Genomic DNA, 26,598 nt, shown 5'->3' with positions numbered 1-26,598 from the left:
GTGGCAATATGGGCAAAACGGGACAGCGGGCATGACAGCCAACGTGAGAGACAATACGGCGCGCAGCGCGACCGAGATCGAGGCTGCCGCCATCGAGGTGATGGACCCTGCCGGCGAAATTCTGGAGCATCCGGAAGAGCTCGCGGTTTCGCCGCGCCGCTTCATCAACCGCGAGCTTTCCTGGCTCGAGTTCAACCGCCGCGTTCTGGAGGAGGCGTCCAACCGACGCCATCCGCTTCTCGAACAGCTCCGCTTCCTGTCGATTTCCGCTAACAACCTCGACGAGTTCTTCATGGTGCGCGTCGCGGGTCTGCGCGGGCAGATTCGCTCGGCGCTGACCGCGGTGTCTCAGGACGGACTGACGCCCACCGAACAACTGGCCAAGATCAATGAGCGCGTCGTGCTGCTCACCAATGAGCAGTTACGGCGCTGGCGCGAACTGCGCCGCGAGATCGAGGAGGTCGGCATCGGCATTGTCGAACCCGCCGACGTCTCCAAGGCGGATCGCGAGTGGCTGGAGGATCACTTCCTCAACCGCATCTTCCCGGTCCTGACGCCGCTCGCCGTCGATCCGGCGCATCCTTTCCCCTTCATTCCCAATCTCGGCTTCACGCTGGCGCTGGAGCTCGTGCGGCCCGGAGACCGCAAGACGCTTCAGGCGCTGGTGCGATTGCCCCCTAAGATCGAACGCTTCGTGCATCTCCCCAATTCCGGCGGCGGGCGTGAGCGCTTCATGCTGCTCGAAACCCTGATCGCGATGAACGCGCAGCGGCTGTTTCCCGGCTATCTCTTACGCGGGCAGGGTCTCTTCCGCGTCATTCGCGACAGCGATCTCGAAGTCGAGGAAGAGGCCGAAGATCTCGTGCTGTTCTTCGAGACCGCCTTGAAGCGGCGCCGCCGCGGCTCGGTCATCCGGCTCGAAGTCGCCGCCGACATGCCGGAATCGCTGCGCGCCCTCGTTGCGGACGAACTGGAAGTCGAGCCGAACGAGACTTTCGAAATCGACGGCATGCTGGCGTTGAACGATCTTTCCGAACTCGTCGCGCTCGATCGGCCGGACCTCAAGTTCAAGCCCTATAATCCGCGCTTCCCCGAGCGCGTGCGCGACAATGGCGGCGACTGTTTCCTCGCCATCAAGCAGAAGGACCTCGCGGTCCATCACCCGTACGAATCCTTCGACGTCGTGATTCAATTTCTGCAACAGGCGGCGCGCGATCCCAATGTCGTCGCGATCAAGCAGACGCTCTATCGCACCTCCAACAACAGCCCCATCGTGCGCGCGCTGGTCGAGGCCGCCGAGGCCGGCAAATCCGTCACCGCGCTCGTCGAGCTGAAGGCGCGCTTCGACGAGGAGGCCAATATCCGCTGGGCGCGCGATCTCGAGCGCGCCGGCGCGCAGGTCGTGTTCGGCTTCATCGAACTCAAGACGCACGCCAAGCTTTCCATGGTCGTGCGTCGCGAAGGCTCGGGGCTCGCCACCTACTGCCATATCGGCACGGGCAATTATCATCCGGTGACGGCGCGGGTTTATACGGATATCTCGCTCTTTACCGCCGATCCGGCGATTGGCCGCGACGTGTCGCGCATCTTCAACTACATCACCGGCTATGCGGAACCCGCCGGCCTCGAGCGCATGTCGGTGTCGCCGATTTCGCTGAAGAAAAAGCTCCTCGAGCATATCGAGCAGGAGAAAGAATCCGTCAAAGCGGGCAAGCCCGGCGCGATCTGGCTGAAATGCAATGCGCTGGTCGATCCCGAGATCATCGACGCGCTTTATGGCGCGTCGCAGGCCGGCGTCTCCATCGATTGCATCGTGCGCGGCATTTGCTGTCTGCGGCCGGGTGTGAAGGGACTGTCTGAAAACATCCGCGTCAAGTCGATCGTCGGACGCTTTCTCGAACATGCGCGCGTCTACGCCTTCGGCGGGGGCCATTCGCTGCCGCATCCGCGCGCGCATGTTTATATTTCTTCCGCCGATCTGATGCCACGCAATCTCGACCGTCGCGTCGAGGTGCTGCTGCCGATCGTTAATCCGACCGTGCATCAGCAATTGCTCGATCAGATCATGCTCGCCAATCTCATGGACAATGAGCAGAGCTATCGCGTCCTGCCCGATGGCTCCTCGCAGCGCATCACGCCGGACGAGGGCGTCGAGCGGTTCAACGCCCATCAATACTTCATGACGCATCCGAGCCTGTCGGGACGCGGCAAATCCCTGAAAGAATCGCGCCCGCGTTCGCTCCTGAAACGAAAGCAAGATGCTTAAGCGTTTCTTGCGTCCGCATCCGGTCGAGCAGCCCGCGCCGAGCGCCGCTCGGCCGGTCGCCATCGTCGACATCGGCTCGAACTCCGTGCGTCTTGTCGCCTATCAGGGGCTCTCGCGCGCGCCGACGCCCATCTTCAACGAAAAGGCCATGTGCGGCCTCGGCAAAGGCGTCGTCACCACGGGCCGCCTGCCCGAGGAGGGCGTCGACAAGGCGCTCAAGGCGCTGCGCCGCTATCGCGCTCTGTGCGACATGATGGGCGTGCTCGACATCGAGGTCATCGCCACGGCGGCGGCGCGCGACGCGCAGAATGGTCCGGCCTTCCTCGACGCGGCGCGCAAGGCCATCGGCCGGGAGATCAGCCTGTTGCCCGGCCGGCGCGAGGCGGAGCTCTCCGCCTTCGGCGTCATCTCTTCGATCCATCAGCCCGACGGCGTCGTCGGCGATCTCGGCGGCGGCTCGCTCGAACTCATCGACGTCAAGGGCGATGCGCTCGGCAAGGGCGTCACGCTGCCGCTCGGCGGGCTGGCGTTGATGGACGCGTCGCGGCGCTCGCCACGGGAGGCGACGCGCATCGCGCGCAAGGCGATCGCGGACGCCAAGCCGCTCGAACAGCTCAAAGCCCGCACGTTTTACGCCGTCGGCGGGACCTGGCGTTCGCTCGCAAAGCTCCACATGCGCCAGCGCAACTATCCGCTCGGCGTGATGCACAACTATCGCATCCAGACCGGCGAAGCGGCGGATTTCGCGGCGCTCGTCGAACATATCGACAGCGCGGCGATCGAAGACATCGACGTCGTTTCGACCGCGCGTCGGCCGCTGCTCGCCTACGGCGCGATCGTGCTCGATGAAATCATCCGCCGCGCCAAGCCGCGCGAGATCGTCATCTCGGCGGCGGGGGTGCGCGAGGGCCTCCTTTTCGAGCGTCTCTCGGAAAGCGAGCGCAAGATCGATCCGCTGCTCTCCGCGTCGCGCGAACTCGAAGGCATGTTCGCCCGCGCGCCGGGCTATGGCGACGAACTCATCGCCTGGACCGACGCCTTCCTGGGCTCGAGCGACATCGACGAAACGCCGGAAGAAAAGCGCCTGCGTCACGCGGCCTGCCTGCTCTCCGACATTGCCTGGCGCGCCCATCCCGAATATCGCTCCGAGCGGGCGATGAATATCGTTACGCAGGGGCCTTTCGTGTCCGTCGATCATCCCGGCCGCGCATACCTCTCCCTTGCCATCGTGATCCGTCACGAAGGGCCCGACGGGGGCGCGGGGATCGGCATTGTGCGAAGCCTGCTGACGACGCGGCTCTTCGTGCGCGCCCGCATCCTCGGCGCCGCCATGCGCGCCGCCTATCTTTTGTCGGCGTCGATGCCGGGCGTTCTGCCGCGCACGAGTCTGGCGATGCGCAAAGGCGTGTTGGCGCTGACGCTGCCAGCCGATTACGCCGACCTTGCAAGCGACCGCGTTCTCAACAGACTCAAGACGCTCGGCCGATTGCTGGGGTCGGATGCGGTCATTGAGATTGGTTCTTAGGCGAAGTTTCGAAGCGCGAGGGCAATGTGAATGTCGGTTATCCGCTCGCCGGCGTGAACGCGTCGGAGCGGATCGCCTTCAGGCTGGCGCCGGCCATGAAGAGATCGCGCTTCAGTCTTTTCACCAGATTCTCGCCGCCGCAGAGAAAGAACGCCGTCTCTGCGACGCGCGGCGCTTCGCGTTCGAGCGCAAGAGCGGCGATGTCGCCGCCGGAGTCGAGCGTGGCAGAAACATACTCGACATTGTCCCGCATGCCCGCCAGCGCCTGCAATTCCTCGGTCAGATAGAGCCCCTTGCGTTCGCGCGCGCCGTGATAGAGCCGGATTGGCCCGCGATGGCCCTGGCGCAGCGCGTCGCGCAGCACGCCATAGAGCGGGGCGAGCCCCGTGCCGGCGCCGATCAGCGCCAGCGGCTGCTCCTTGTCGACGCCTTCGTAGAAGCAGGTCCCGCGCGGCCCGGCGACATGCACCCTGTGACCCGGGCGCAGGTCGGCCTTGAGGCGGCGGCTCATGCGGCCGTTTGGATGCAGGCGGATATGCAATTCGAGGAACGGATCTTCCTCGGGGTGGCTCGCCAGCGAATAATGCCGCCGCAAGTCTTCCTCGGCGATCAGCTCCAGGAACTGCCCCGGACGATAGGCGAAGCGCTCCGCTTCGATGCGCAAGCGCAGGACGTCGTGCGAGAGGAATTCGAGCGCCCGTACGACGGCCTCGATCCGCGCGCCCGCATCATCTGGCGGCGCAATCGTCAGCGGCTCGTTCGGCCGGCAGATGCAGGCCAGGAAATAGCCCAGCGACTTCTGCGCGGGCGTGAGACCATTCTGCGACTCCGGCGGCGGGACGCCCTCCGTCGCGCGATGCAGGCAGGTCTGGCACTGTCCGGCCCGACAGGAGCAGGGGGCCTCGACGCCCGCGCGCAACAGGGCGTCGAGAACCGTTTCGCCGGGCGCGACGTCAACCGGGCGATCCCGATAGGTGAGGCGCATCAAGCCGCCGAGCGCCCCAACACGTCGGCGCGCACCGAGTCCGCCAGCGCCGCGACTTCCCGGACCTCCTTCTCGGGAACCCCGAGCTGCCGCAGCGTGCTGTTCAAATTCTCGATCACGGCGTCGACGTGGGAGTCGTTGAGACCTTTCTCCACGAGGCGCTTGTGCGCGTTGCGCATGTCGAGGCCGGAGTAGGCGTTGGGCCCGCCGAAGGCCATCGTCAGGAAGGACTTTTGCTTGGCGATCTGCTGGTCCATGTCAACGCCGTCGAAGAACCGCGCGATTCGGCCGTCAGCCAGCACTCTGCGATAAAACAGCTCCACCGCCGCGTCGACCGCCTTCTCTCCGCCGAGACGCTCATAAAGGGTCGTCATGGGCTCCCTCTTGTCTGTCTTTTTGATGACAAGAGGCTAGTGGGCGTCTATTGGGGTCACAATGACCAGCGGCCGAAAAGTAAATAGATCCAGTAACTTTTGGGCAAGGCGGCCACGCGCGCGTGGCCGCCTGAACGATGGCTATCGCGCCGGGGCGAGCGCGACGCGCTCCGTGCGGATGACATTCATCGCTTCGGCGCTGTAGAGGCAGGTGAAGCGCGAGGTCTTGCCGTCGGCGTCGTCGATATAGGCGGCGCGTCCCGGTTCGACGGTAAGCTGGATGCGGGTCGGGGAGGCGCTCTTCGACTCGGGATCGTCGCTTGCGATCATCATGGTCAGGCGGCAGGCGCCCGAGACGGGTAGGAAGTAGCTCACAACATGGGCGCCGCCGGCGTCGAGACTCGTCGCCATCAGCGGCTTCATCATCGACTCGGACCAGGAGTCGGCGGCCGACACGGGGGTCGCCGCCGCCAGGGCAAAGGCGCCGAGCGCCTGCGCGATAAGCCGTGTTTTCATCATTTATTCCTTTCTTCTATCGCTCTGGGGAGGACAGAGCGATCATGCGTCCCATCCGCCACCTCTCAGGCAGCGAACCGAACGCTGAGTAAAGGTATTCTTGCGTTGCAGCATTTCAATGACGCGCTGCAAAAATCCCCGTTTCCGCCATGATCTACCGCGCTGTTTCGATGGTCGCGCCGCCAATCCGGCGCCCATGATGCAGGCGCCGGAAGCCTTTGCTGAAGCGATGGGAAAGGCCCGCCACGACAAGGGCCTGCAAGCGCGGCCGATAGAAATAATCGATCAGAGGGCCTCTTTCCTGAGCGGCGAAAATCTCGCTTAGCGCCGCATTTATCGGCGGTCTGCTTCTGGCGTGCGCGCGCATCCGCGTCCGATGGTCGCGGACGCGCGTCGGCAGAAGGGCGCTCGTTCAGTTTGAGGCGGAGGCCTCGGCGGGCGCTTCAGCGGCGGCGTCGCTCGAGCGGGACAGGGACGCGTTTTCGGCGTCCTGCCAGTCGAAGGTGACGACCTTGCCGTTCTCGACGGCGAGCGCCAGCCGCCCGCGCTTCAGCTCGAGCGCCTTTTCGCCGAAGATGGTCCGGCGCCAGCCCTTGAGCGCCGGCACGTCGGCCCGGTCGTCGCTGGCGATGGCCTCCAGGTCCTCGACCGTGGCGATCATCTTCGCGGCGACGCCGGTCTGCTCCGTCACCTGACGCAGCAGGACCTTGAGCAGCTCGACCGTTGCGCCGTTCGAGCCGCGTCTTTCCCGCTCGATGCGCGGAACGCCGCTGGGGTCGCGGGCGAGACCGCGCTCCACGGCGGCCAGAATCTCCGCGCCCGCGCGAGACCGCTCCATGCCCTTGGGGAAGGAGCGAAGATTGGCGAGCGCCTCGGCGTTTTTGGGGGCCGACTGCGCAATCTCGATCAAAACGTCGTCTTTGAGCACGCGCGAGCGCGGCACGTCGCGGCTCTGCGCCTCCGCCTCGCGCCATGCGGCGAGCTCCATCAGCACCGCGAGATCCCGGGGTTTGCGGGCGCGATGGCGCAGCCGTTCCCAGGCGTTTTCGGGATGCTGTTCGTAGGTCGCCGGCGACGTCAGCGTCTCCATCTCGTCGGCCAGCCAGTGCAGCCGGTTGGAGCGCTCCAGCCGCGCCTGGAGCGTGGTGTAGATGTCGCGCAGATAGGTGACGTCGGCGATCGCATAATCGATTTGCGCCGGCGACAAGGGACGGCGCGACCAGTCGGTGAAGCGCGACGATTTGTCGAGATTGGCCCGGGTGATCGCCTTCACGAGCTCGAGATACGATGCCTGCTCGCCGAAACCGCAGACCATGGCCGCGACCTGGGTGTCGAACAGCGGGGCCGGAATGAGTCGCGCGAGGCGCCAGATGATTTCGAGGTCCTGACGGGCGGCGTGGAATACCTTGACGACCGCCTCATTCGCCATCAACGCGAAAAAAGGCGAGAGATCGATGCCGTCGGCGAGCGCGTCTATCGCCACAGCCTCCTGAGGCGAAGCGATCTGAATTACGCAGACTTTCGGCCAAAAGGTTGTTTCGCGCAGGAATTCGGTATCGACGGTCACAAACGGGTGGCGCGCAAACCGGTCGCAAACGGTTGCAAGTTCATCGGTGGTGGTCAACAGGCTCATCGAAATGTAGTTTACCCATTTTCGCCGTGGGGCAGAAGCATTTTTGACATTATGCGGCGCGCTCGACCAGAACGGCCGTGCCATAGGCCAGCACTTCCGTCACGCCGTCCATGATTTCGTTGGCGTCGTAACGCATTCCAATGACAGCGTTCGCGCCCCCTTGCGCGGCGTGCTCGCACATATGGTCGAACGCCTCCTGCCGCGCCGTTTCGGCGAGCTCGACGTAAACCGAGAGCTTGCCGCCGAAAACGCCCTGCAGGCCGCCGACCAGATTGCCGACGACGGATCGCGAACGCACCGTAATGCCCCGCACCAGCCCGAGATGACGCACGACGCGGTAGCCCGCAATCTCGTTGGTGGTCGACACTATCACGGCAAACTCCCGAATCGTCGAAGACAGGCTAAGCCTAACCGGGCCTCGGCCGCGCGCAACCTTGGAAAATTGCATTTGCGCGCCGGCGCCGCGCGAGTAGGATCGCCGCGCCACTCTTTTTTCACGGAGCCTATCCACACATGGTCGCCTCGTTCCGCAACGCCGCCCGGGCGGCGGCACTGATGATTTGCGCCGGCTGCTTTGGAGCGTCGCAGGCCTTGGCCGCTCACGCCGGCGGCGTCAGTCCCGGCTGGAAGCTTTGCCGCTCGACCAATCCGGACGAACGTATTTCCGGCTGCACGCAGGTCATTTCCGAGATTGGCAAGGAATCCAAACACAATCAGCTCGCCGCCTATGTGAACCGCGCCGGCGGTTATCAGGCGAAGGGCGACTATGCTCACGCGATCGAAGATTATGGCAAGGCGCTCGAGGTCGACCCAGGCTCGGCGGTCGTGCTGCTGGCGCGTGGCGCGGCCCAGCACGCAAAAGGCGATCTGGACGCGGCCATCGCGGATTACGATCAGGCGATCGCCAAAGCGAAGACCAATGTCGCAGCGTTGATGGCGCGGGCCTCCGCGTGGCGCGCCAAAGGCGAGGCGGAAAAGGCGCTCGCCGACGTCGAAGCGGCCATCAAGCTCGACCACAATTCGGCCGCGCCCGTCGCCGCGCGGGCAAATTATTACCACGCGAAAGGCGATCACGACCGCGCCATCGCCGACTATTCGGAGGCGCTGAAGCGCAACCAAAAGCTTGCGCCGGCTTTGATCGGTCGCGGCGGCTGCTACTACGCCAAGGGCGATTACGACAAGGCGCTCGCCGACTTCGAGGCGGCCGCAAAGCTCGACCCCAAGAATCCGACGGCGCTGTTGAACCGCGCCAACGCCTGGCGCGCCAAGAAGGACTTCGAGCGCGCCAAAGCGGATTACGCCGCGGCCCTGGCGCTCAAGCCCGATCTCGCCCCCGCCAAGAAGGGCGAAGAGGACGTCTCCAAAATCCTCGCCAAAAAAGCGCAGGGCGGCGGCGCTCCGGCTGACGCCGCTCCGCCGGCGGAGCATGAGCACTGAGGGGGCGCGTCCGTCCTGGCCGGGCGTGTCCCGGCCGGCGCGGGGCGTATCGAGCGGGCAAAGGCGCCTACAGCGCCGCCGCGGCGGCCAGCACCTCCTCGGCGTGGCCCGGCACTTTCACCTTGCGCCAGATTTTCGCGATGCGGCCCGTCTCGTCGATGAGAAAGGTCGAGCGTTCGACGCCCATATATTTGCGCCCATACATGCTTTTCTCGACCCAAACGCCGTAGGAGGCGAGCGTTTCCTTGGTTTCGTCGGCGGCGAGCGGCAGGGCGAGTTGATACTTCTCGCGGAACTTGTCGTGGCTCTTTGAAGAGTCGGGCGACATGCCGATGACGACGGTTTTCGCCTTGGCGAATTTGTCGCGCAGGGCGTTGAACTCGATGGCCTCCTTGGTGCAGCCCGAGGTGTCGTCCTTGGGATAGAAGTAAAGGACCACCTTCTTGCCCGCGAGCGCGGCGAGGGCGACGGTCTCGCCGCCGGCGCCCGGAAGCGAGAAAGCGGGGGCCAGGTCTCCTTCTTTCAACAGAGCGACGGGCGCGGGGTGCTCGATCTTCTTCGAGGCTGGCCCTTCCGTCCCCGCCTTGACCTTGACTGCTGAAGAGCCTGCTTTTTTTTCGGCTGGTTTTTCAGGGGACTTGACCGTCGCCGGTTTCTTGCTTGCCGCTTTCGTCGCCATTGCGCCTTCCTTTCGTCGCAACCGCCGCTAAAATTGAGCTGAACAATGCAGGGATGGCGCCGCTGGGGCAAGTGCGCCGCTCGACAGGCAAGCGCCGATTTAGGGCGCCGTGAGCCCGTAGCGAGGATATTTGACAGACCAGTTCGGGCGCGAGGATCGCGGCGATCGGCGGGGCGTCCCGGCGCCGCCGGCGCGGGAGGGTGCGCGCGCGTACGCCGCCGGGTGGCTGCGGATAGCGGCCTTTGGCGGCCTCGTCGCTCTGGCGCTGCTCTGCGTCGCGGTCGGCGTCTTCTTTATTCTGCTGTCGCAGGGGCCGATCAGCCTGACATGGCTGTCGCCGCGCATCGTCGCGTCGTTGGACGAACGCTTCGCCGGACAGTTCGATTTCGAGCTTCGCGGCGCCTCGATCGCGAGCAGCGCCAGCGGGCCGACCTTGTCGATCGACGGTCTGGTCGTGAGGGGAGAGGGCCGCGCCATTCTCGCTGCGCCGCGCGCCGAATTGTCGCTCGACTGGCCCTCGCTGCTGATCGGCCAGATCAAGCCGCGTCGTCTCGAGGCGCTCGATCTGGACCTGAGGCTCTCGGTTCAGGCGGATGGAACGGTCGCCTTTTCAGCCGGCGCGGACCCCGTCACCGCCACGAAAATCGTCCCGCCGTCCCTCGAATCCGCGCCCACGCCCGTCGTCGAGCCGGAGCGCGTCGCGCTGCTCAAGACCGGCGCCGCCGCGCTGCGCAGCCTGATGGACTTCGCGACGAGCCGCAACTCCCCGGTCGGGACGCTCGACCGGCTCGGCCTGATGCAGGGGCGGCTGACGATCGACGATCGCACCATCGACCGCGTGATCGTCTACAAGGACGTCGCCATCAACCTGACCAAGAGCGAGGGGGCCATGCGCTTCAACCTCGCCGCGACCGGGCCCTCCGGACGCTGGACGGCGACGGCGGCCGCGAAAGGCGCGCCGGGCCAGTCCCGCTCCTTCGTGGCGCATGTGCGCGATCTGACCATCGACGAAATCGCCTTGATCGGCGGCTTCCGCACGACAGGCTTCGACACCGACGCGCCGCTCGGCGTCGACATGAGCTTTTCGCTCTCGCCCGACGACATCGTGCTCGACGCCAAGGGCGCTTTCGAGGTCGGCAAGGGCTTTTTCCGCCTCGACGAACCGGACCATGAGCCGGTGATGATCCAACGCATCGCCGGACAGGCCGCCTGGAGCCGGCGCGAGCGCAAGCTCGTCATCGCCCCCTTTCAGTTCAAGGCGGGCGGGTTCGACATGGCGTTGGCCGGCGAGGCCGCGCCGCCGATCGAACCGCCGCCCGGCGCCGACCCCGGCGCCGACGCCTGGACGATTGCGCTGCGCCTCGTCAGGCCGACGCAGATCACGCCCGAGCGGGCTGGGGAAATGACCTTGGTGGTCAACGACGGCGCGCTTGCAGCCCGGCTCATGAACGGGCAGGGGCGCGTGGTCGTCGACAAATTCGCCTTTGCCGGCCCCGACCTGCGCGTCGCCGCGACGGGCGCGCTGACGTATCGTGGGGCCACGCGCGTCGCTTATACGCTCGATGTCGAGAACACGCAGATTCGCGCGCTGTCGCGTCTTTGGCCGACGCATGTCACGGCCTCCGTGCGGACCTGGTTCGTCGACCACGTGCCGACCGGCGTGATCCGCCGCGCCCATGCGGCAGGGGATTTCGACGAGGCCGCGCTCACGGCCATGCGTTACGAGCGCCCGCCGCAGGATGAATCCGTCGAGGTGACGGGCGAGATTGTCAACGCCAGCGTCACCGACGTCTTGCCGGGCATGGCGGCCTTGACCGGCATCAACGGGCGTCTGCATGTCACCGGCCGAACGTCGTCCTTCGAGGCGTCGTCGGGCGCGCTGGAAACCGCGCCCGGCCGCAAGCTGTCCATCGAACAGGGAAGATTTTCGGTCGCCGACAACGCGCTGCGTCCGACCCCCGCCGTGCTGGACATGAGGGTCGCCGGCAGCGTCGAGGCGGTGGCGGACGTTCTCTCTCTCCCAACGATCAAGCGCCACGCCTCGATCCCCGTCGACCCTGGCGCCATCAAGGGCCAGATCGACGGCGAGCTCAAAATCGACTTCGAAATCGGCGACAAGGCGCGCGAGGAAAAGACGACCTTCGCGATCGACGCGACCGCGAGCAATCTTGTCGTCGATCGGCTGATCGGCAAAGAGCGGCTCGAGGGGGCGACGCTGCGGGTGCTCGCCGATCGCACCGGCCTGCATGTGAGCGGAGGCGGCAAAATCTACGGCGCGGCGGCCACGCTCGACGTACGGCGCGGCTTCGGCGAAACGGGGCCGGCGCAGGCGCAGATGACCTTCACTTTCGACGACGCCGCGCGCCAGCGCGCAGGCTACGCGCTCGCCGGCGTCAGCGGTCCAGTGTCGGCCATCGTCAAGACGCCGCTGCCGGTCGAAGATCTCAACACGCATATCGAGCTCGATCTGACGCGGACCGTGTTCGACAATCCGATCCCCGGTCTGTCCAAGCCCGCGGGGAGGCCGGCGCGGGCGTCCTTCGTCATCGTGAAGCGCGGCGAGGGGATTGCGCTCGACCAATTCAGTTTCGACGCAAGCCCGGCGCAGGCCCAGGGGGTGATCGAACTGACAAAAGAGGGGGCGCTACGCGCCGCGCGCCTGGCGCCGGCGCGGCTCTCGACGGGCGACGACATGCGGCTCGATATTTCCCGCGTCGGAGACGCCATCAAGGTCGTGGCGCGGGGCTCGAATTTCGACGCTCGGCCGATGCTCGGCTCGCTGATCCGCTCGGGCGCCGACAAGCCGGTGGCCGGCGGCGGCAGGGGGGCGGGCGACGATATCGACGTGGAGTTCAAATCGCCGATCGTCACCGGCCATGGCAAACAGATCCTCGCCAATGTGGATTTCCGCCTGTCGAGCCGCGGCGGGCGACCGAAGTCTGTCTCGCTCACGGGGTATTTCGGCCGTGAGCAGTTGGCCGTGTCGCTCGCGCGCGGACAGAACAACAACCCCGCGATCGAGGTCTCGACCAATGACGCGGGCTCCCTTCTGGCTTTCGTCGACATTTATCGGAAGATGGAAAGCGGCGTTCTCAACGCCAGCGTCGAACTCGGCCAGAACGGCGCCGAGGGCATGCTCCGCATCCGCGATTTCTATCTCAAGGGCGAGCCGACGATCCGCCAGCTCATGGCGCAGGGCGGCGTCCAGCGCGCGGACGATCGCGGCAACATGCGCTTCGACCCCGACTCCGTGCGCGTGGGCCGGTTGCAGTCGGGCTTCACCTGGTCGAGCGGGCGCCTCTCGGTGCGCGAGGGCGTGATGTCCGGCCCGGAGATCGGCATGACCTTCGACGGCTATGTCGATTTCCCCCGCGACCGGCTCGATCTCGCGGGCTCCTATGTCCCGGCCTATGCGCTGAACAGCCTGTTCTCGAATATTCCGGTGCTCGGCTTCGTGATCGCCGGCGGCCAGCACGAGGGGATTTTTGCCTTGAGTTATCGGCTCACCGGTTCGCTCTCGTCGCCGGTCGTGAACGTCAATCCGCTCTCGGCCATCGCGCCGGGGATGATCCGCAAGATCATGGGCGTGCTCGACGGCACGACGCGACTGCCGGACGGCAATCGCTAGTAAAGCTTTGGCATAGACTGGACTGGTTCAATGGCTCCGCTTTTCAATGAGTGGTCTGTGTGATTTCTTTTTGGTGTTGATCAGATTCTTCACTGTCAAGTCATAAGCCATGAACTTTACTGTTTATCGCGTTGGCGCTGACGCTGTATCCCGTTTCATGCGCGCTCCCGCCGCCTCATTGGAGGCTTTGCGCGCCGCTTCTTCCCATCCCTCCCGCGCTGGCGGCCCGCGTTCGTTGCTTTATAGCCTCGCCAGCGCCGCGCCGCCCGCCCTGCGCGAGCGCCTCGCCGAAAAATGGCTGCGCCGTTCGGAGGCGCCGGGCCCGGCGGCCGAGCATGTCCTGCAACATGCGCTGGGCGCGCGACTCGCGCGGCAGTCCGGCGACGACGAAAAGACCGGCGTCGTGGCGAAAGGAGCCGACAATTTCTACAGCCGCCAATATCGCCAGTTTCTGAATCCGACGATGGGGGTCTTCGCCCAGACGGCGACGATGGCCGTCCTCGGCGTCGGCGGCGCGCCGCGGGGCCGCTTGTGGCGACGGCGACGCCCGGTCGTTATGGCGATGTCTGAGGCGGTCGATCAGGCGGGTCCCATCCTCGTGCTCGACCACCAGACCGCAGCGACGCCGCTTTTCCTGCCCAAGCCCAAAGATGCGCGCGAAGAGGCCAGGCTCGAACGCTGGCTGGCGCGGCGGGCGGCGGCGCCCGTCTCCTTCCGGCGCATGATGGCCGGGGAGAAGATGCGCTGCGACGAACGCGGCGTGCGCGCCACACTCGGCTCGGCGCTCGGCGCCGCGCTCCACGTCACGCAGGCGGCGCTCGAGAGCGGCAAGCTCGCTATTCTCGCGCTTCATCCTTACGATCCGGACGCCATGGGGCTGCATATCACGCTCTTTGGCGTCGAGGCGCTCTCGCCCCATGATCTGGCGCGGGACTATGCGTTGGAGGCGTCGGCCCTCGAGCCCTGGCGCCAGGCCGCCGAGCGGAAGAACGCTGTTCTCTATTTCCTGGTGGGGGGCGTCGAGGAAGCCTTCACGCAATGCTCCCAAAACCTCTTCGTCAAGCGTCCGGCGCCTGCGACCACGAAACGCGCCGCTTGGCCAAACGCTTGGTCGCCCAGCCTTGCCTTGGATTTGCTGCTCGGCGCACAGTTCGAGATTTTCCAAGCGACGGTCTCCGCCTCTGGTCTGCCCGGCGTTTCGCCTCGGAACGGCGATATTGGCCTCGCCGGCTTCGTGGCGCATCGCGGCGAACGGACATTTGTGCTCGTCCCTTACTTTACCGGCAACGCAGTGCATGGCCATGCGGCGAAGATCTGGTCCAATCCCTTTTCTGCGCTGCTGATCTGGGACGATCACACGACGCGATCGGCGACGACGCTCTGTGGGCCGACGCAGGTCGTCTCTCATCTTTGGGTGGAAAAACGCTTTCCGCTGATCGCGGCGCGCATTGCCGATCGCAGGCGCCGAAACGGCGCTTCAGCAGAATCGCCGGAGTACTGGTTCGCTCAAAGAGTAACGGATATTCACGTACAGGATGAGCCTGTGCGTTTGAACCTTCTCGATCCCGCGCGTCCGACTTGCTCCATTCATGCGGCTGGCGCCGCCCATCACGGCAAGAAGCCCGCCTATTTCGCGGCGGAGTCTCAAGCGCCCTATGACATGGTCTGGCAGCATGAGCGGGAGGCGGAGGGGCGCCCGCGCGACCCGTCCGGGGTATCGCGCCGCTTTTGGGAATGGGAGTCGGCGCCGGCGCTGGAGGCGCGCCGCGCGCATCTCGAACGGCTCGCCGCCCCCTTTGGTTGACGTCTAGGTTCGCTCCAGCAGAACGTGCTTCTTCTTGCCGAGCGACAGTTTGGCGACCCCCTCGGTCTCGAAATCCTTCTCCGAGAGCGTGCCGCGCTCGTCGCTCACCAGAACGTCGTTGACGCGCAGACCGCCGCCCTTGATCTGGCGGCGCGCTTCGCCGGTCGAGGCCACGAGCCCGGCCTTCACAAAAGCGGACAGCACGCCGAGACCGGCGGCGATCTCGTCGGCCGTGACGGCGACCTTGGGCAAGGAAAGGGCAAGGGCGCCCTCTTCAAAGGTGGCCCGCGCCGTCTCGGCGGCCTGTTCGGCCGCGTCGCGGCCATGGACCAGCGCCGTCGCCTCGGTCGCGAGCGTCTTCTTCGCCTCGTTGATTTCGGCGCCCTGAAGCGCGGACAGCCGCGCGATCTCGTCCATCGGCAGGAAGGTGAAGAGCTTCAGGAAGCGCGCGACATCCGCGTCCTCGCTGTTGCGCCAATATTGCCAGTAGTCATAAGGCGACAGCATGTCGGCGTTGAGCCAGACCGCGCCGGCCGCCGTCTTGCCCATCTTCGCGCCGGAAGCGGTGGTGAGCAGCGGCGACGTCAGCGCGTAGAGCTGCGGCGTTCCCATACGACGGCCGAGATCGAGGCCGGTGACGATATTGCCCCATTGGTCCGAGCCGCCCATCTGCAGCAACGCGCCGTGACGGCGGTTGATTTCGACGAAATCATAAGCCTGCAGGCACATATAATTGAACTCGATGAAGGAAAGCTCGTGCTCGCGCTCGAGCCGGAGCTTCACCGAATCCATGGTGAGCATGCGGTTGACCGAGAAATGCCGGCCGACGTCGCGCAGGAACTCGATGTAATTGAGCCCCGCGAGCCAGTCGGCGTTATCGAGCATCAGCGCGTCGGTCGGCCCGTCGCCAAAGGTCAGAAAGCGTTCGAAGACGCGCCGGATCGAGGCCTTGTTCGAGTCGATCTGCTCGACAGTCAGCAGCTTGCGGCTTTCGTCCTTGCCCGACGGATCGCCGACGCGCGTGGTGCCGCCGCCCATCAGCGGCAGCGGCTTGCCGCCGGTGCGCTGCAGCCAGGCGAGCAACATGATCGGCAGCAGCGAGCCGACGTGCAGCGAGGGGGCGGTGCAGTCGAAGCCGATATAGGCGGAGAGCCCGCCCGCGGCGGCCTTTTCGTCCAGCCCGGAAAAGTCCGAGCACTGGTGGACGAAGCCGCGCTCGATGAGCACGCGCAGGAAGTCGGATTTGGGGGAAAAGTCGTCGGCCATGGGGCAGGGTGATACGGGCTGGCAGGCCGGCGCGCAAGACGGCCGCCTGAAGCGTTGCAGGATGAGGGTTCCGCTCCCTCCCTCATTTTGCTAGAAGCCTGACGCCGGCCGGCGGCTGTGTCAGGCGCAACTTTAGGGTCATGAATGCTCTTCTACGAACCGCTGTTCCTGTTCGTATTCGGGCCGGCGGTTTATCTCCTCTACCTCCTCCTCGGCGCGCGGCGGGGGCCGCGCGCATTGCTGCTGCTTGTCGCGAGCATTGTCTTCTACGGCTGGCGCGAGCCGACCTTTATCTTCGCGGTCTTCGCCTCCGTCGCAATGGATCTCTACGTCGCGCGGCGGATCTGGGCGCACAGGAGGCGCGACGCGGCGCCGGCCGTCGCGGGGGCGGCGCCAGCGCACTTTGGCGACCACGGCGATCTCGCGCTTCTCGAAGCCCCGCCTGAACGCGACAGCCTTTTCGGAGAGGAGGCGGCGCGTCGTTGGCTCGCCGTCGGCGTGATCGGCAATCTGGCGATCCTCGTCTACTACAAATATACGGGCTTCCTGGCGCTCAATCTCGACGCGCTGCTGCGCGCGCTGACTCTGCCGGGCCTGCATCTTCCATCGATTGCGCTCCCGATCGGCGTCAGCTTCATCGTCTTCGAGAAGATCACGTATCTCGTGGACGTCTATCGCGGCGTGACGGCGCCGGCGCGCGGCCCGCTGCTTTACGGGCTGTACGTGTTTTTCTTCCCCAAGCTGTTGGCGGGGCCGATCATCAAATATCACGATATCGTGGGCCAGTTTCAAAGCTGCCCGCATGCGACGATCGACGACTTCGTCAACGGCTTTTCGCGCTTCATGCTCGGGGTTACGAAGAAGGTCCTCATCGCCGACGTGATGGCGAGCGGCGCCGACGCGATTTTCTCGCGCGATCCCACAGCGCTCGGCTTCGGCGGCGCGTGGATGGGCGTGGCTTTCTTTACGCTGCAAATCTATTTCGATTTCTCGAGCTATTCGGATATGGCGATCGGGCTCGCGCGCATGTTCGGCTTTCGCCTGCTCGAGAATTTCAACATGCCCTACGTCGCGACGAGCGTCACCGACTTCTGGCGGCGTTGGCACATGTCGCTGACGAGCTGGATTCGCGAATATCTGTATTTTCCTCTGGGCGGAAACCGCAAAGGCGAGGCGCGCACCTATCTCAATCTGTGGATCTGCTTTCTGGCGTCGGGCGTCTGGCACGGCGCGGCCTGGCCGTATATTTTTTGGGGCGTCTATAACGGCGTCTTTCTCGTGCTGGACCGGCTGTTCCTGGTCGAGCGCCTCAAGCGCTTGCCGGACTGGCTCGCCAATATCGCCACGATGGTCATCGTCATGATTGGCTGGACGGTGTTTCGCGCCGTCTCTCTGGGGCAGGCGGGCGCGTTCCTCTCCGTCATGGCGCGGCCCTGGGCGACGGGCGACGAGGGGCCGGCGGCGCGACCGGAAATCATGGCCGTCGCTCTCGTCGCCGCCAGCGTCTGCGTCCTTCAGCGGATCGGCGTGCAACTCGGGATCGACTGGCTCGCGCTCGCGCGCCGCCACGCCTTCGCAGCGAACAGCGCCCTTGCGCTGCTCTTCCTCGCGGCGTTGGCGAAGGGGTTGGCCGAACCTTTCAAGCCCTTCATCTATTTCCGGTTCTGAGCATGACGCGCGCGCGCCTTCTCCTCCTCCAGCGGCTGCCGATCTTCGCCTGCGCGGCCGCGCTCCTCGCGCTGCTCCTCGTCAATATCTGGAACTTCCTCGTTTCCACGGATTGGCCGAAGCTGAGGATCAGGAGCTCCGAGCCCCTATGGGGCGTCGCGCCGCCGAAGCCCGCGCCCTGGAGCGTCGAGGCCTTCTTGTCTGGCGAGACCCAGAAGGCCGTCTCGTCCAATGTCGGGCAATTGCAGCCGGTCTTTCCCTTGGCGGTCAGAATCAGAAACCAGTTTCTCTATTCAGCGCTCGGCGTCTCAGGCGCGCCCGGCATCACGATCGGGCGAGAGCGGCGCCTGTTCGAGACCTATTACATCGATGAGTACTGCGCGCGCGGCGCCGCGCCCGATCCCGCGGCCGTCGACGCCTGGGCGGCGCGGCTGCGCGAGACGCAGGACGCGGTCAGGGCGAGCGGCAAGGGTTTCGTCTATCTGATTTCCCCGTCGAAGGCGGCGGCGTATCGTCGTTACCTGCCCGACACCTTCGTTTGTCCTTCGCTCTTGCGCGGCACGACGGACAAGCTCGCACCGTACCGCGCCGCGCTCGCGGCGCACGGAGTCGCTTATGTCGACGGCGTGGCGCTTCTTGCGGCGGCGGCGCCGGATTATGCGATCGAACTCTTCCCGCCCGGCGGCACGCATTGGAATGTGCTCGGCGCGGCGATCGCGACGCGGGAGCTGACGCGGCGTTTGAACGACGGAGAAACCGCCGCGCTTCCTGCCTATGACTTCGCGTGGGGAACGCGCCAGGAGCCCGTCGGAGCCGACATCGATCTGCTCCGGCTGCTCAATCTGCTCTGGTGGGACTGGCGCTATCCGTCGGCGTCCGTCGTGGGCCGAAGCGCGGGGGTCTGCGAAAAGCCGCCGCAGATCTTCGCGGTGGGTGGCAGCTTTCTCATCGAGGTCCTTGCAAATCTGACCGAGGCGTCCTGTGCGGCGCGTGTCGATTACTGGCATTACATGAAGGGAGCGCGGCCAGGAGAGTCGCGGCGCTGGAGGCGGCTTGCGGCGCACGCCGACGATTTCAGCCGCCCAATGGGCGAAGCCGTCGAGACCGACGAGGCGTTCAGGCGGGGTTTGGCGTGGGGGGACGTCGTTCTCCTGGAAGAGAACGAGGCGGTCATCGGCGAAATGGGGCAGGTTCCCGATCTTCTGGCCGCCGCGAAAACTCAGGCGCCCGCCGGCGCCTCCCAATAGCCCTCCTCACGGGCGATGCGGGCATATTCGGCGCGCACCATCGCCGGATCATAGAGCCGCTCCAGCCGGCGCATGGTGAAATGTCCGCGCGCCAGCGTCTGGAAATGTTCGGTGAAGGCGAGATTGATCGCCGCGCCGCTGATCGCGCCGAGGACCGGAGCCGCCTGAGCCGCCGCCTTCTGGGAGACGACCACGCCGAAGCGCGAGGAGACCTGGCTCAGAAGCCGCACCAGCGCGGGCGCGCTGTCGTGAACCATGCCGCGCGCGGCGACATAACGCGCCGCATCGCTGACCGATTTCGCGAGCAGCCCGCGGATCGCGAGATAGCCCCCCTCGAGAATGTTCTCGTCCTCTTGTCCGCCAAGCGCGAAGACTTCGAGACAGGCGAGACCCGTCTCAGGCTCCCGCAGATTCTCGCCTTCGTTGCGGGCGATGTCGGCGATCGAGCGCAACATGATCGTCGTGGACAGCGGAAGCTCGATCGGCAGGCCGGCAAGTCCGACGGCGCCGCCGACGCCGCCGGCGAAGGCTGCGAGACGGCGGTGGAAACGAGTCGTGTCGCCCCTCGGCGCGCCCTCCAGACTCGAGAGCGCCACATTGAGCGCAACAGTGAGGGCGCGCTGCGCGGCGTTCAGCGCCGCCTGATGAACTTCCGGCGGCAGCGACTGGCCGACGATCCCGACCTTTCGTCCCGCGAGCCGCGCAATTCGGCCGGCAAAGCTCTGGCGCTCGAGCGCGGCGACGGCGGTCCTGAGCGATTCCATATCCGAGCCCGAGAGGCCCGGCTGATACAACACCGGAAGCTTCGCGCTCATTCGTTTCATTTCTCCCGCGTCAAGGCGTCGCATCAAATGCGAGCCGCCCTCACAAGATCGGTTATTGGCGGCCGCTCTGCAAGGTCGCGGAAATAGCGAAGCCGCCGAGCTTTCCACAGGGCCGCGTGCGCTGCCGCACGCCCTCGCCGTTCGCTGGGCGCTACCTACTGTAGCGATCGCGTTTGATGCTTTATAAGCGTGTCCTGTGCGGCGCGTCTCTCGCAGATTGCGATCGCTCTAAGGGGCTTTCGCGCCCCAAAGGAAGAAAGAGGAGGAGTTTTCAATGTCCACCCGTTTCAAGCTGGGACGCCTATTGGGCGGCGCCGTCGTCTTGGCGCTCATGGTCCCTGCGTCCGCGTTCGCCGGCGACCGGATCGGCACGCTGCAGTGCCGGCTGCTCGGCAACGGCCTGAGCGTTCTCGTGGAGAATCAGCAGATCGACTGCAACTATAGCGATGACGCCGAAGGCGCCACGCCGGCCCATTACACCGGCACGCTGACCAAGGTCGGCCCCAATATCTCGATCAACGGCCAGGGCGAACTGGCCTGGGGCGTCATCGCCGCGACGGGCCAGGTCGGCCCCGGCGCCCTCGCGGGCAATTACATGGGTCCGGGCGTCTCGGCGAAGATCGGCGTGGGCGGCGGCGGCGCCATTCTGGTTGGCGGCTCTAACAACACCATCTCGCTGCAGCCGTTCAATATCGAGGCGGGCGCGGGCCTTGGCTGGAACGCCGGCGTCGAGAGCCTGACGCTGACTTATGTTCCGCCGCCGCCCCCGCCGCCGCCGGTCGTCAAGAAGCACCGCCGCCATCATCACTAACGGGTTCCCGCGCGGGGCTCGCCCCCGCGCCGGTTACGCCGGCTGATGAAAATCCATCAGCCGGTCGTTGGGGAAATCATAAAGCCTTCCACTCTCGCGCCACTCCGGCTTGAGCAGCGGAAGGCATTTCTTTGCAAAGTCCTCGGGCGCCGGCACGGTGGCCGGATTCTCGCCCGGCATGGCCTGGGCGCGCATGCGGGTGCGCATCCGCCCCGGATTGGCGATCATGACCGTGACGCCCGTGTCGCGCGTCTCCGCCGCATAGGTGCGCGCCATCGCCTCCAGCGCCGCCTTCGAGGCCGCGTACGTTCCCCAATAGGGCTGCGCCTTATAGGCGGCGCTCGACGTAACGAAGACGACGCGCCCGGCGCCCGAGGCGCGCAGCAGCGGATCGAGCGAGCGGATGAGCCGCCAATTGGCGGTGACATTGACCGCCATCACGCGGTTCCAGTCTTTCACGTCGACATGGGCGAGCGGCGACAGCGGCCCGAGCACGCCAGCGTTGCCGACGAAGACGTCGAGCTTGCCCCAGCGCTGGAAGATCGCCGCGCCGAGCCGGTCGAGGGCGTCGAAATCGGCGACGTCGCAGGGCACGAGCGTCGCCTCCGCGCCGAGCGCCCTGATCTCGTCGTCGAGCTCCTCCAGCGCCCCTTGCGTGCGCGCCAGCGCGACGACATGGACGCCGTCGCGCGCAAGTTCGAGGGCTATGGCGCGGCCAATGCCGCGCGAAGCGCCTGTGACGAGGGCGATGCGGTCGGCTGAGGACATGTTCGAAAGCCTGCGGGTCTCAATTGCGTTGTTAAGCGACGTCATAACGCGCCGGGGGGCGTCGCGTCACCAACAACGTCGACCGAGTAGGATGACTACGCCGGGCGCCCCTGGTCATCGGTCTTGAAAGACTGCGTCTTGAACTTGTTCAGAAAGGCGAAAAATTCGCCCTCCGCCGTCTCGACGACCGTTCCGCCGTCTTGCCAGACGGCGTTCTCCTTGTCGTGGCCGCCGCCGATCGGATCGCCCTGGTTTTGATGGATGTTGTGGACGCCGAGGCCCACGTTGAAAGGTTCGCCGAAAATGTAGAAGCGCACGCCTTTCGCGATGACGCTTTCAAGGTCGGTCAGGGCCTGGACGCCAGTGCCATTATTCCAGGGCGGATTCCAGCGGATGAACTCCAGAAAGCGGGACAGCCAGCTGTCGTAGCGGACGTTCCAGATGAGGATGGGCGGATGCAGGACGCTCGACCTGATGTAATCCAGCGCGCCTGACGTCGCCGTCGAGGGAACGAGGCGCCAGCCATTTGTCAGCGCCTTGATCGGGGCGAAGTCAGTGGGCCTTATTTTGACGATTCGCCATTGAATGCCGTCTGGCATCATCTTGGGGTCGACGTCGATGGCGCAATGGTAATCGCCCGCCGGCGCGCTGATGACGAGATTGCCATGATAGTAGCGCCCGAAGTTGTCGGGCGGGTCGCGATAATAATTCTTCTTGGCGCCGATCAGGAGCCCATAGCCTTTCTTCAGCGCCATCGTTTCCTCAAAAGCAAAAGCGGGAAAAATCTATCTGAAAAAGTCAGGGAAGTGCGCGAAGCATGCGCGACACCCCGTTAGAGACGCCGATCAGCTCGCCTCCGCCAGCAACGAAAGCTGCGCGCGGTTCTCTTCCACGAGGTCGGTGAGCGAGGTCGGATAGTCGCCGGTGAAGCAGTGGTCGGTGAATTGCGGGCGGGCGTTGTCGCGTCCAGGATAGCCCATCGCGCGATAGATGCCGTCGACAGACAGGAAGGCGAGCGAATCGCAGCCGATATAGGCGCGCATCTCCTCGAGCGAATGGGTCGCGGCGAGGAGCTTCTCCTTCTGCGGCGTGTCGATGCCGTAATAGTCCGGATGCGTGATGGGCGGCGAGGAGATGAGGAAGTGAACCTCCGTCGCGCCGGCGTCGCGCATCATCTGCACGATCTTGACCGAAGTCGTCCCGCGCACGATCGAGTCGTCGATCAGAATGACGCGCTTGCCTTCCACGACGCAGCGGTTGGCGCTGTGCTTCATGCGCACGCCGACTTCGCGCACCGACTGCGTCGGCTGGATGAAGGTGCGGCCGACATAATGGTTGCGGATGATCCCGAGTTCGAAAGGAACGCCCGACTGCTGCGAATAGCCGAGCGCCGCCGGCACGCCGGAATCCGGCACCGGCACGACGACGTCGGCGGCGATCGCCTGTTCGCGCGCAAGTTCGCGCCCCATGGCTTTGCGCACCTCATAAACCGGGCGGCCGTGCACGACGGAATCCGGCCGGGCGAAGTAAATATATTCGAAGATGCAGGGGCGCATCGGCTGCGGCGGGAAGGGCTCGAGGCTTTCGAGCCCGGTGTCGGAAATGACGACGATCTCGCCGTTCTTCACGTCGCGGACGAAGCGCGCGCCAATGATGTCGAGCGCGCAGGTCTCCGAGGCGAGGATGAATTTGCCGTCGAGTTCGCCGATGACGAGAGGGCGAATGCCGAGCGGGTCGCGCGCGCCAATCAGCTTTTTGTTGGTGAGCGCAACCAGCGAATAGGCGCCCTCGATGCAGCGCAGCGCCTCGATGAAGCGGTCGATGAGCTGCGGCTTGCGGCTTCTCGCCACGAGATGGAGAAGGACCTCCGTGTCGGATGTCGACTGGAAGATCGCGCCCTCCTTGATGAGGTCGCGGCGCAGCGCCTGGGCGTTGGTGAGATTGCCGTTGTGGGCGACCGCGAAGCCGCCGGTGTTCAGTTCCGCGAAGAGCGGCTGCACGTTACGCAGCATGGTCTCGCCGGTCGTCGCATAGCGCACGTGGCCGATCGCCGCCGAACCGGGCAGGCGCTTGATGGTGCTTTCCTTGGAGAAGTGATCGCCGACGAGGCCGATCCGGCGCTCGCCATGGAAGCGCCCGGCGTCGAAGCTGACAATGCCCGCGGCCTCCTGGCCGCGATGCTGAAGCGCGTGCAGGCCGAGCGCCGTGATCGCGGCGGCGTCCGGCAGGTCGAAGACGCCGAACACGCCGCAATATTCGCGCAGCGTGTCGCCGTCGAGGTCGTCGGTGGTCTCCAACCGGCTGGGAAGGGGTTGATGATGCGTCGATTCGGTCATCCGTCGTCTCCCATGCCTGGCGGTCGCCCTAAGCGTCAACTTTGCCTCTGGTCCCGGCCAATCGCAAGCGGCCGCCGCGTCGCGCTTACTGCTTTTCCCCCGCCGGCTCCTTATCGGCCGGAGCGTCCGCTTTCTCCGGCTCGGCCTCCGAGGGCGGCGTTTCCTCGGCCGGCTGATGGCCGCCCTTCTTGGCCTTGATCTTGGCGATGATGGCGTCGACGTCGTCGGGCAGCATCTCGCGCAGCTTGTCGCCGCCGGCGGCGAGGATCGGCTTGGCGCGGGCGTTGCGCACCCATTCGGGTTGATTGGCGTCGGGCACGAGCCAGGCGTAGAACACGAAGGCGACCACCGCGAGCAGCAGACCCCGCACCGCCCCGAAGACGAAGCCCAGCGAGCGGTCGAGCGCGCCGATCTTCGAATCGAGGATGACGTCCGAGAGCTTCACCGTGAACAGCGAGACGACGACCAGCGCGATGAAGAACACCACCGCGACCGAGGCCGCGAGCGCGATCTCGTCTTTGGAGATGTATGGCTTCAAATAGGGGAGGGCCATGGGGTGGAGATAGTAGGCCGCAGCTGCCGCCGCCACCCAGGACAGGATCGCCAGCACTTCGCGCGTGAAGCCGCGCAGCAGGGCGAGCATGCCCGAGACCAGCACGATCGTAATAACTGCCAGATCAAGGTATGACGGCATTGCAGTCCTCTTCTTTGTCGCCGTGACGCTCGGAATAATGGGAAACACCTGAAAGCCGGCGCACGAGACGCGCGCCCATCGCAGCATTCTCCAAACGAAAAGCGCCGTCGCCTCCGAACTTCAAAGCGGCGGGGCGTCCCCCGGCGGTTGCGACGGGATGCTTCTAGCGCAACTCAGCCGCCGGCGGAAAGCATAAAAGGTTAAAATCGCCTCATTCCTGGCCGCGCGTTCGGGGCGCGGTCTGGGCGATCGCCGCCACGAGCTGAGCGACGTCGCCACAGGGACGCAGCGTGAGTCCGGCGCGCCGGTCGTCCTCGTTGATCTGCTGCGCTTGCGCGAGCACGGCCTGGTGAAAGCCGAGCTTCGCCGCCTCGCGCAGACGCATGCCGGCGTGGATGACGGGCCGGATGGCGCCGGAAAGCCCAATCTCGCCGAAAAACGCCTGATCGGCCGGCAGCACGGCCCCCGTGAGAGACGAGACCAGCGCGGCGGCGGCGGCGAGGTCGCCCGCCGGTTCGTCGGCGCGCAGGCCGCCCGCGACATTGAGATAAACGTCGTGCATGCCGAGCTTCAGCCCGCCATGGGCCTCGAGAACGGCGAGGATCATCGATAGCCGGTTCTGGTCGAAACCGACGACGGCGCGGCGCGGCGTGCCGAGCGAGGTCGGCGCGACCAGCGCCTGAATCTCGATCAGCATCGGCCGCTGGCCCTCCATGCCGGCGAAGACCGCGGCGCCCGGCGCCGAGGCGTCGCGGCCGGCGAGGAAGAGGGCGGAGGGATTGGCGACCTCGGCGAGGCCGCCGCCGGTCATCTCGAAAACCCCGATCTCGCCAGTGGCGCCGAAGCGGTTTTTGGAGGCCCGAAGCATGCGGAAGTGATGCGCGGCGTCTCCCTCAAAAGATAAAACCGCGTCGACCATGTGCTCGACGACGCGCGGCCCTGCGACCTGCCCGTCCTTGGTCACATGGCCGACGAGAATGATCGTCGAGCCGCTGGTCTTGGCGTGCCGCAGCAGCGCCTGGGCGCTCGCCCGCACCTGTGTCACCGTGCCCGGCGCCGAGGGGGCGACCTCGGTGTGCATGGTCTGGATCGAGTCGATGACGATCAGCGTCGCGCGCTTGCCTGTGGCGCAGGTCGCAAGAATGTCTTCGACCTGGGTCGCGGAGGCGAGCTCCACGGGCGCGTCGGCGAGATCGAGACGCCCTGCGCGCAGCCGCACCTGCGCCACTGCCTCCTCGCCGGAAATATAGATCACCCGCGCGCCGCGCCGCGCCAGCGCCGCGCAGGCCTGGATGAGCAGCGTCGACTTGCCGATGCCGGGCTCGCCGCCGAGCAAGAGCACGGACCCGGGCACGAAGCCGCCGCCGGTGACGCGGTCGAATTCGTCGATGCCGGTGACGATCCGCGCCGCCGGCCGGTCCGATCCCGCAAGCCCCTCGAGTTCGAAGGGCCTGCCGCGCGTGGCCCGGATCGCCGTCGGGCCGGGATCGCTCTCCTCGACGATGCTGTTCCACTCGCCACAGGCTTCGCAGCGACCCTGCCAGCGCGACGCGACCGCGCCGCAGTTCTGGCAGACGAAAGTGGAGCGGGATTTTGCCATGCGCGCTTGGCGCATCGCTGCGTCGCCTTGTCAAGAGGCGGCGCAGGGCGCTAGGCGGTCAACGCGCTACGCTCGCATTGGCGCGCGCCGTCTCCTCGCCGCGCGCCGTCCCATAGGCCGGCAGACCCGGCGCTTCGCCGTCGCCGACGTTGACTCCGTCGTTCCCCTGGGCGTCGTCCGCGCCGTTGTTGACCCGGGCGCGCAGGACATTGGAGGGTCTGAAGGTCACGACCAGGCGGGCGGTGATTTTGGCTTCCTCGCCGGTCTTGGGATTGCGTCCCTGCCGCTCGCGCTTGGCGCGAACGTGAAATGCGCCGAAGGAGGAGAGCTTGACGTCGTCGCGGGAGACGATGGCCTCGAAAATCTCGTCCAACACCATCTCCACCAATTTTGCGGCCTCTCCGCGAGCGACGCCGGTCCGACGATGGAGCGCCTCGGCGAGATCGGCGCGCGTCAACGTGCGGACGTCATCCTCTTGGATTGCTTCGGGGGGAATGGGAGAATGGGATGCAGCCTCTGCCATGGTCAGCCCTGTTA

22 protein-coding genes are annotated in these 26,598 nt (G+C 65.8%); 8 read left to right on the top strand and 14 right to left on the bottom strand.

Translation table 11 applies throughout. The features are described from left to right. Window positions 1-31 precede the first annotated feature (31 nt). Together ACETII_RS20110 and ppx are read left to right on the top strand one after the other, a co-directional pair. Window positions 32-2,266, top strand: a complete 2,235-nt coding sequence (locus ACETII_RS20110) for an RNA degradosome polyphosphate kinase (RefSeq protein ID WP_472786717.1) — start codon at window positions 32-34, stop codon at window positions 2,264-2,266. After that, the gene (ppx, locus tag ACETII_RS20105) at window positions 2,259-3,791 is read left to right on the top strand and encodes an exopolyphosphatase (RefSeq protein ID WP_472786716.1); all 1,533 of its coding nucleotides are present in this window, start codon (window positions 2,259-2,261) and stop codon (window positions 3,789-3,791) included. Before ACETII_RS20110 ends, ppx begins: the two co-directional genes overlap by 8 nt. Window positions 3,792-3,828: 37 nt before the next feature. On the opposite strand, the gene ACETII_RS20100 is transcribed toward ppx, so the two are convergent. From ACETII_RS20100 to ACETII_RS20080, 5 genes are all read right to left on the bottom strand, one after another. Beyond that, window positions 3,829-4,776: a 2Fe-2S iron-sulfur cluster-binding protein gene (locus ACETII_RS20100; protein ID WP_472786715.1), complete on the bottom strand. Its 948-nt coding sequence runs from the start codon at window positions 4,774-4,776 to the stop codon at window positions 3,829-3,831. Then, window positions 4,776-5,150 (bottom strand): group I truncated hemoglobin, encoded by a 375-nt coding sequence (locus tag ACETII_RS20095; protein WP_363349073.1) that lies wholly within the window; start codon window positions 5,148-5,150, stop codon window positions 4,776-4,778. The genes ACETII_RS20100 and ACETII_RS20095 overlap by 1 nt, the downstream gene beginning before the upstream one ends. A 141-nt stretch (window positions 5,151-5,291) precedes the next feature. Then, window positions 5,292-5,666 (bottom strand): hypothetical protein, encoded by a 375-nt coding sequence (locus tag ACETII_RS20090; protein ID WP_472786714.1) that lies wholly within the window; start codon window positions 5,664-5,666, stop codon window positions 5,292-5,294. A gap of 412 nt (window positions 5,667-6,078) precedes the next feature. Next, window positions 6,079-7,299, bottom strand: coding sequence for a ribonuclease D (gene rnd / locus ACETII_RS20085; protein WP_363349069.1), 1,221 nt, complete (start codon window positions 7,297-7,299; stop codon window positions 6,079-6,081). 49 nt (window positions 7,300-7,348) lie between these two features. After that, window positions 7,349-7,672: a YbjQ family protein gene (locus tag ACETII_RS20080; protein WP_363349067.1), complete on the bottom strand. Its 324-nt coding sequence runs from the start codon at window positions 7,670-7,672 to the stop codon at window positions 7,349-7,351. Window positions 7,673-7,812: 140 nt separating this feature from the next. Here ACETII_RS20080 and ACETII_RS20075 point away from each other — a divergent pair, with 140 nt between their 5' ends. Next, a complete protein-coding gene (locus ACETII_RS20075; RefSeq protein WP_472786713.1) occupies window positions 7,813-8,736 on the top strand; it encodes a tetratricopeptide repeat protein in 924 nt (307 codons plus the stop codon). Between the two features lie 67 nt (window positions 8,737-8,803). Here the strand turns inward: ACETII_RS20075 and ACETII_RS20070 are convergent, their stop codons facing one another. Beyond that, complete coding sequence (locus tag ACETII_RS20070) at window positions 8,804-9,289, bottom strand: peroxiredoxin (RefSeq protein ID WP_472788196.1); 486 nt, start codon at window positions 9,287-9,289, stop codon at window positions 8,804-8,806. A gap of 256 nt (window positions 9,290-9,545) precedes the next feature. Here ACETII_RS20070 and ACETII_RS20065 point away from each other — a divergent pair, with 256 nt between their 5' ends. Both ACETII_RS20065 and ACETII_RS20060 read left to right on the top strand, forming a co-directional pair. Further along, a complete protein-coding gene (locus ACETII_RS20065) occupies window positions 9,546-13,043 on the top strand; it encodes an AsmA-like C-terminal region-containing protein (RefSeq protein WP_472786712.1) in 3,498 nt (1,165 codons plus the stop codon). 157 nt (window positions 13,044-13,200) lie between these two features. Further along, window positions 13,201-14,847, top strand: coding sequence for a hypothetical protein (locus ACETII_RS20060; protein WP_472786711.1), 1,647 nt, complete (start codon window positions 13,201-13,203; stop codon window positions 14,845-14,847). Window positions 14,848-14,850: 3 nt separating this feature from the next. Here the strand turns inward: ACETII_RS20060 and tyrS are convergent, their stop codons facing one another. Further along, a complete protein-coding gene (gene tyrS / locus ACETII_RS20055; protein ID WP_472786710.1) occupies window positions 14,851-16,113 on the bottom strand; it encodes a tyrosine--tRNA ligase in 1,263 nt (420 codons plus the stop codon). Between the two features lie 144 nt (window positions 16,114-16,257). Here tyrS and ACETII_RS20050 point away from each other — a divergent pair, with 144 nt between their 5' ends. Then, the gene (locus ACETII_RS20050) at window positions 16,258-17,781 is read left to right on the top strand and encodes an MBOAT family O-acyltransferase (RefSeq protein ID WP_472786709.1); all 1,524 of its coding nucleotides are present in this window, start codon (window positions 16,258-16,260) and stop codon (window positions 17,779-17,781) included. Window positions 17,782-17,783: 2 nt separating this feature from the next. Further along, the gene (locus ACETII_RS20045) at window positions 17,784-19,028 is read left to right on the top strand and encodes an alginate O-acetyltransferase AlgX-related protein (RefSeq protein WP_472786708.1); all 1,245 of its coding nucleotides are present in this window, start codon (window positions 17,784-17,786) and stop codon (window positions 19,026-19,028) included. Here ACETII_RS20045 and ACETII_RS20040 read toward each other — a convergent pair. Further along, the gene (locus ACETII_RS20040) at window positions 19,001-19,843 is read right to left on the bottom strand and encodes an EcsC family protein (protein ID WP_363349053.1); all 843 of its coding nucleotides are present in this window, start codon (window positions 19,841-19,843) and stop codon (window positions 19,001-19,003) included. The genes ACETII_RS20045 and ACETII_RS20040 overlap by 28 nt on opposite strands. 283 nt (window positions 19,844-20,126) lie before the next feature. Here ACETII_RS20040 and ACETII_RS20035 point away from each other — a divergent pair, with 283 nt between their 5' ends. Next, window positions 20,127-20,663, top strand: coding sequence for a DUF992 domain-containing protein (locus ACETII_RS20035; RefSeq protein ID WP_363349051.1), 537 nt, complete (start codon window positions 20,127-20,129; stop codon window positions 20,661-20,663). 33 nt (window positions 20,664-20,696) lie between these two features. On the opposite strand, the gene ACETII_RS20030 is transcribed toward ACETII_RS20035, so the two are convergent. From ACETII_RS20030 to ACETII_RS20005, 6 genes are all read right to left on the bottom strand, one after another. Beyond that, window positions 20,697-21,431 carry an SDR family NAD(P)-dependent oxidoreductase gene (locus tag ACETII_RS20030; RefSeq protein WP_363349049.1) on the bottom strand — a complete coding sequence of 245 codons (735 nt, stop codon included), beginning with the start codon at window positions 21,429-21,431 and terminating at the stop codon, window positions 20,697-20,699. A gap of 95 nt (window positions 21,432-21,526) precedes the next feature. Then, window positions 21,527-22,186: a DUF2278 family protein gene (locus ACETII_RS20025; protein ID WP_472786707.1), complete on the bottom strand. Its 660-nt coding sequence runs from the start codon at window positions 22,184-22,186 to the stop codon at window positions 21,527-21,529. Between the two features lie 90 nt (window positions 22,187-22,276). Further along, complete coding sequence (gene purF, locus ACETII_RS20020) at window positions 22,277-23,767, bottom strand: amidophosphoribosyltransferase (RefSeq protein ID WP_363349045.1); 1,491 nt, start codon at window positions 23,765-23,767, stop codon at window positions 22,277-22,279. An 85-nt stretch (window positions 23,768-23,852) separates the two neighbouring features. After that, on the bottom strand, window positions 23,853-24,461 hold the full coding sequence (locus tag ACETII_RS20015; protein ID WP_363349043.1) for a CvpA family protein: 609 nt from the start codon (window positions 24,459-24,461) through the stop codon (window positions 23,853-23,855). Between the two features lie 211 nt (window positions 24,462-24,672). Further along, entirely contained in the window at window positions 24,673-26,061 is a 1,389-nt protein-coding gene (gene radA / locus ACETII_RS20010; RefSeq protein ID WP_363349041.1) for a DNA repair protein RadA, read from the bottom strand. 58 nt (window positions 26,062-26,119) lie between these two features. Then, entirely contained in the window at window positions 26,120-26,584 is a 465-nt protein-coding gene (locus ACETII_RS20005; RefSeq protein ID WP_363349039.1) for an integration host factor subunit alpha, read from the bottom strand. Window positions 26,585-26,598: the final 14 nt, after the last annotated feature.

The organism is Methylocystis sp. NC52PC, assembly GCF_055698645.1.
The sequence above is the reverse complement of the archived record's forward strand: the minus strand, read 5'-3'. Positions and strand labels throughout refer to the sequence as shown.

What these genes read in the sequence shown, in the direction of transcription:
- rnd (WP_363349069.1), bottom strand. Translation starts at nt 7,299, where the DNA reads ATGAGCCTGTTGACCACCACCGATGAACTTGCAACCGTTTGCGACCGG.
- ACETII_RS20100 (WP_472786715.1), bottom strand. Translation starts at nt 4,776, where the DNA reads ATGCGCCTCACCTATCGGGATCGCCCGGTTGACGTCGCGCCCGGCGAA.
- purF (WP_363349045.1), bottom strand. Translation starts at nt 23,767, where the DNA reads ATGACCGAATCGACGCATCATCAACCCCTTCCCAGCCGGTTGGAGACC.
- ACETII_RS20040 (WP_363349053.1), bottom strand. Translation starts at nt 19,843, where the DNA reads ATGAGCGCGAAGCTTCCGGTGTTGTATCAGCCGGGCCTCTCGGGCTCG.
- ACETII_RS20005 (WP_363349039.1), bottom strand. Translation starts at nt 26,584, where the DNA reads ATGGCAGAGGCTGCATCCCATTCTCCCATTCCCCCCGAAGCAATCCAA.
- ACETII_RS20090 (WP_472786714.1), bottom strand. Translation starts at nt 5,666, where the DNA reads ATGAAAACACGGCTTATCGCGCAGGCGCTCGGCGCCTTTGCCCTGGCG.
- ACETII_RS20095 (WP_363349073.1), bottom strand. Translation starts at nt 5,150, where the DNA reads ATGACGACCCTTTATGAGCGTCTCGGCGGAGAGAAGGCGGTCGACGCG.
- ACETII_RS20075 (WP_472786713.1), top strand. Translation starts at nt 7,813, where the DNA reads ATGGTCGCCTCGTTCCGCAACGCCGCCCGGGCGGCGGCACTGATGATT.
- ACETII_RS20015 (WP_363349043.1), bottom strand. Translation starts at nt 24,461, where the DNA reads ATGCCGTCATACCTTGATCTGGCAGTTATTACGATCGTGCTGGTCTCG.
- ACETII_RS20025 (WP_472786707.1), bottom strand. Translation starts at nt 22,186, where the DNA reads ATGGCGCTGAAGAAAGGCTATGGGCTCCTGATCGGCGCCAAGAAGAAT.
- radA (WP_363349041.1), bottom strand. Translation starts at nt 26,061, where the DNA reads ATGGCAAAATCCCGCTCCACTTTCGTCTGCCAGAACTGCGGCGCGGTC.
- ACETII_RS20030 (WP_363349049.1), bottom strand. Translation starts at nt 21,431, where the DNA reads ATGTCCTCAGCCGACCGCATCGCCCTCGTCACAGGCGCTTCGCGCGGC.
- tyrS (WP_472786710.1), bottom strand. Translation starts at nt 16,113, where the DNA reads ATGGCCGACGACTTTTCCCCCAAATCCGACTTCCTGCGCGTGCTCATC.
- ACETII_RS20045 (WP_472786708.1), top strand. Translation starts at nt 17,784, where the DNA reads ATGACGCGCGCGCGCCTTCTCCTCCTCCAGCGGCTGCCGATCTTCGCC.
- ACETII_RS20060 (WP_472786711.1), top strand. Translation starts at nt 13,201, where the DNA reads ATGCGCGCTCCCGCCGCCTCATTGGAGGCTTTGCGCGCCGCTTCTTCC.
- ppx (WP_472786716.1), top strand. Translation starts at nt 2,259, where the DNA reads ATGCTTAAGCGTTTCTTGCGTCCGCATCCGGTCGAGCAGCCCGCGCCG.
- ACETII_RS20110 (WP_472786717.1), top strand. Translation starts at nt 32, where the DNA reads ATGACAGCCAACGTGAGAGACAATACGGCGCGCAGCGCGACCGAGATC.
- ACETII_RS20050 (WP_472786709.1), top strand. Translation starts at nt 16,258, where the DNA reads ATGCTCTTCTACGAACCGCTGTTCCTGTTCGTATTCGGGCCGGCGGTT.
- ACETII_RS20035 (WP_363349051.1), top strand. Translation starts at nt 20,127, where the DNA reads ATGTCCACCCGTTTCAAGCTGGGACGCCTATTGGGCGGCGCCGTCGTC.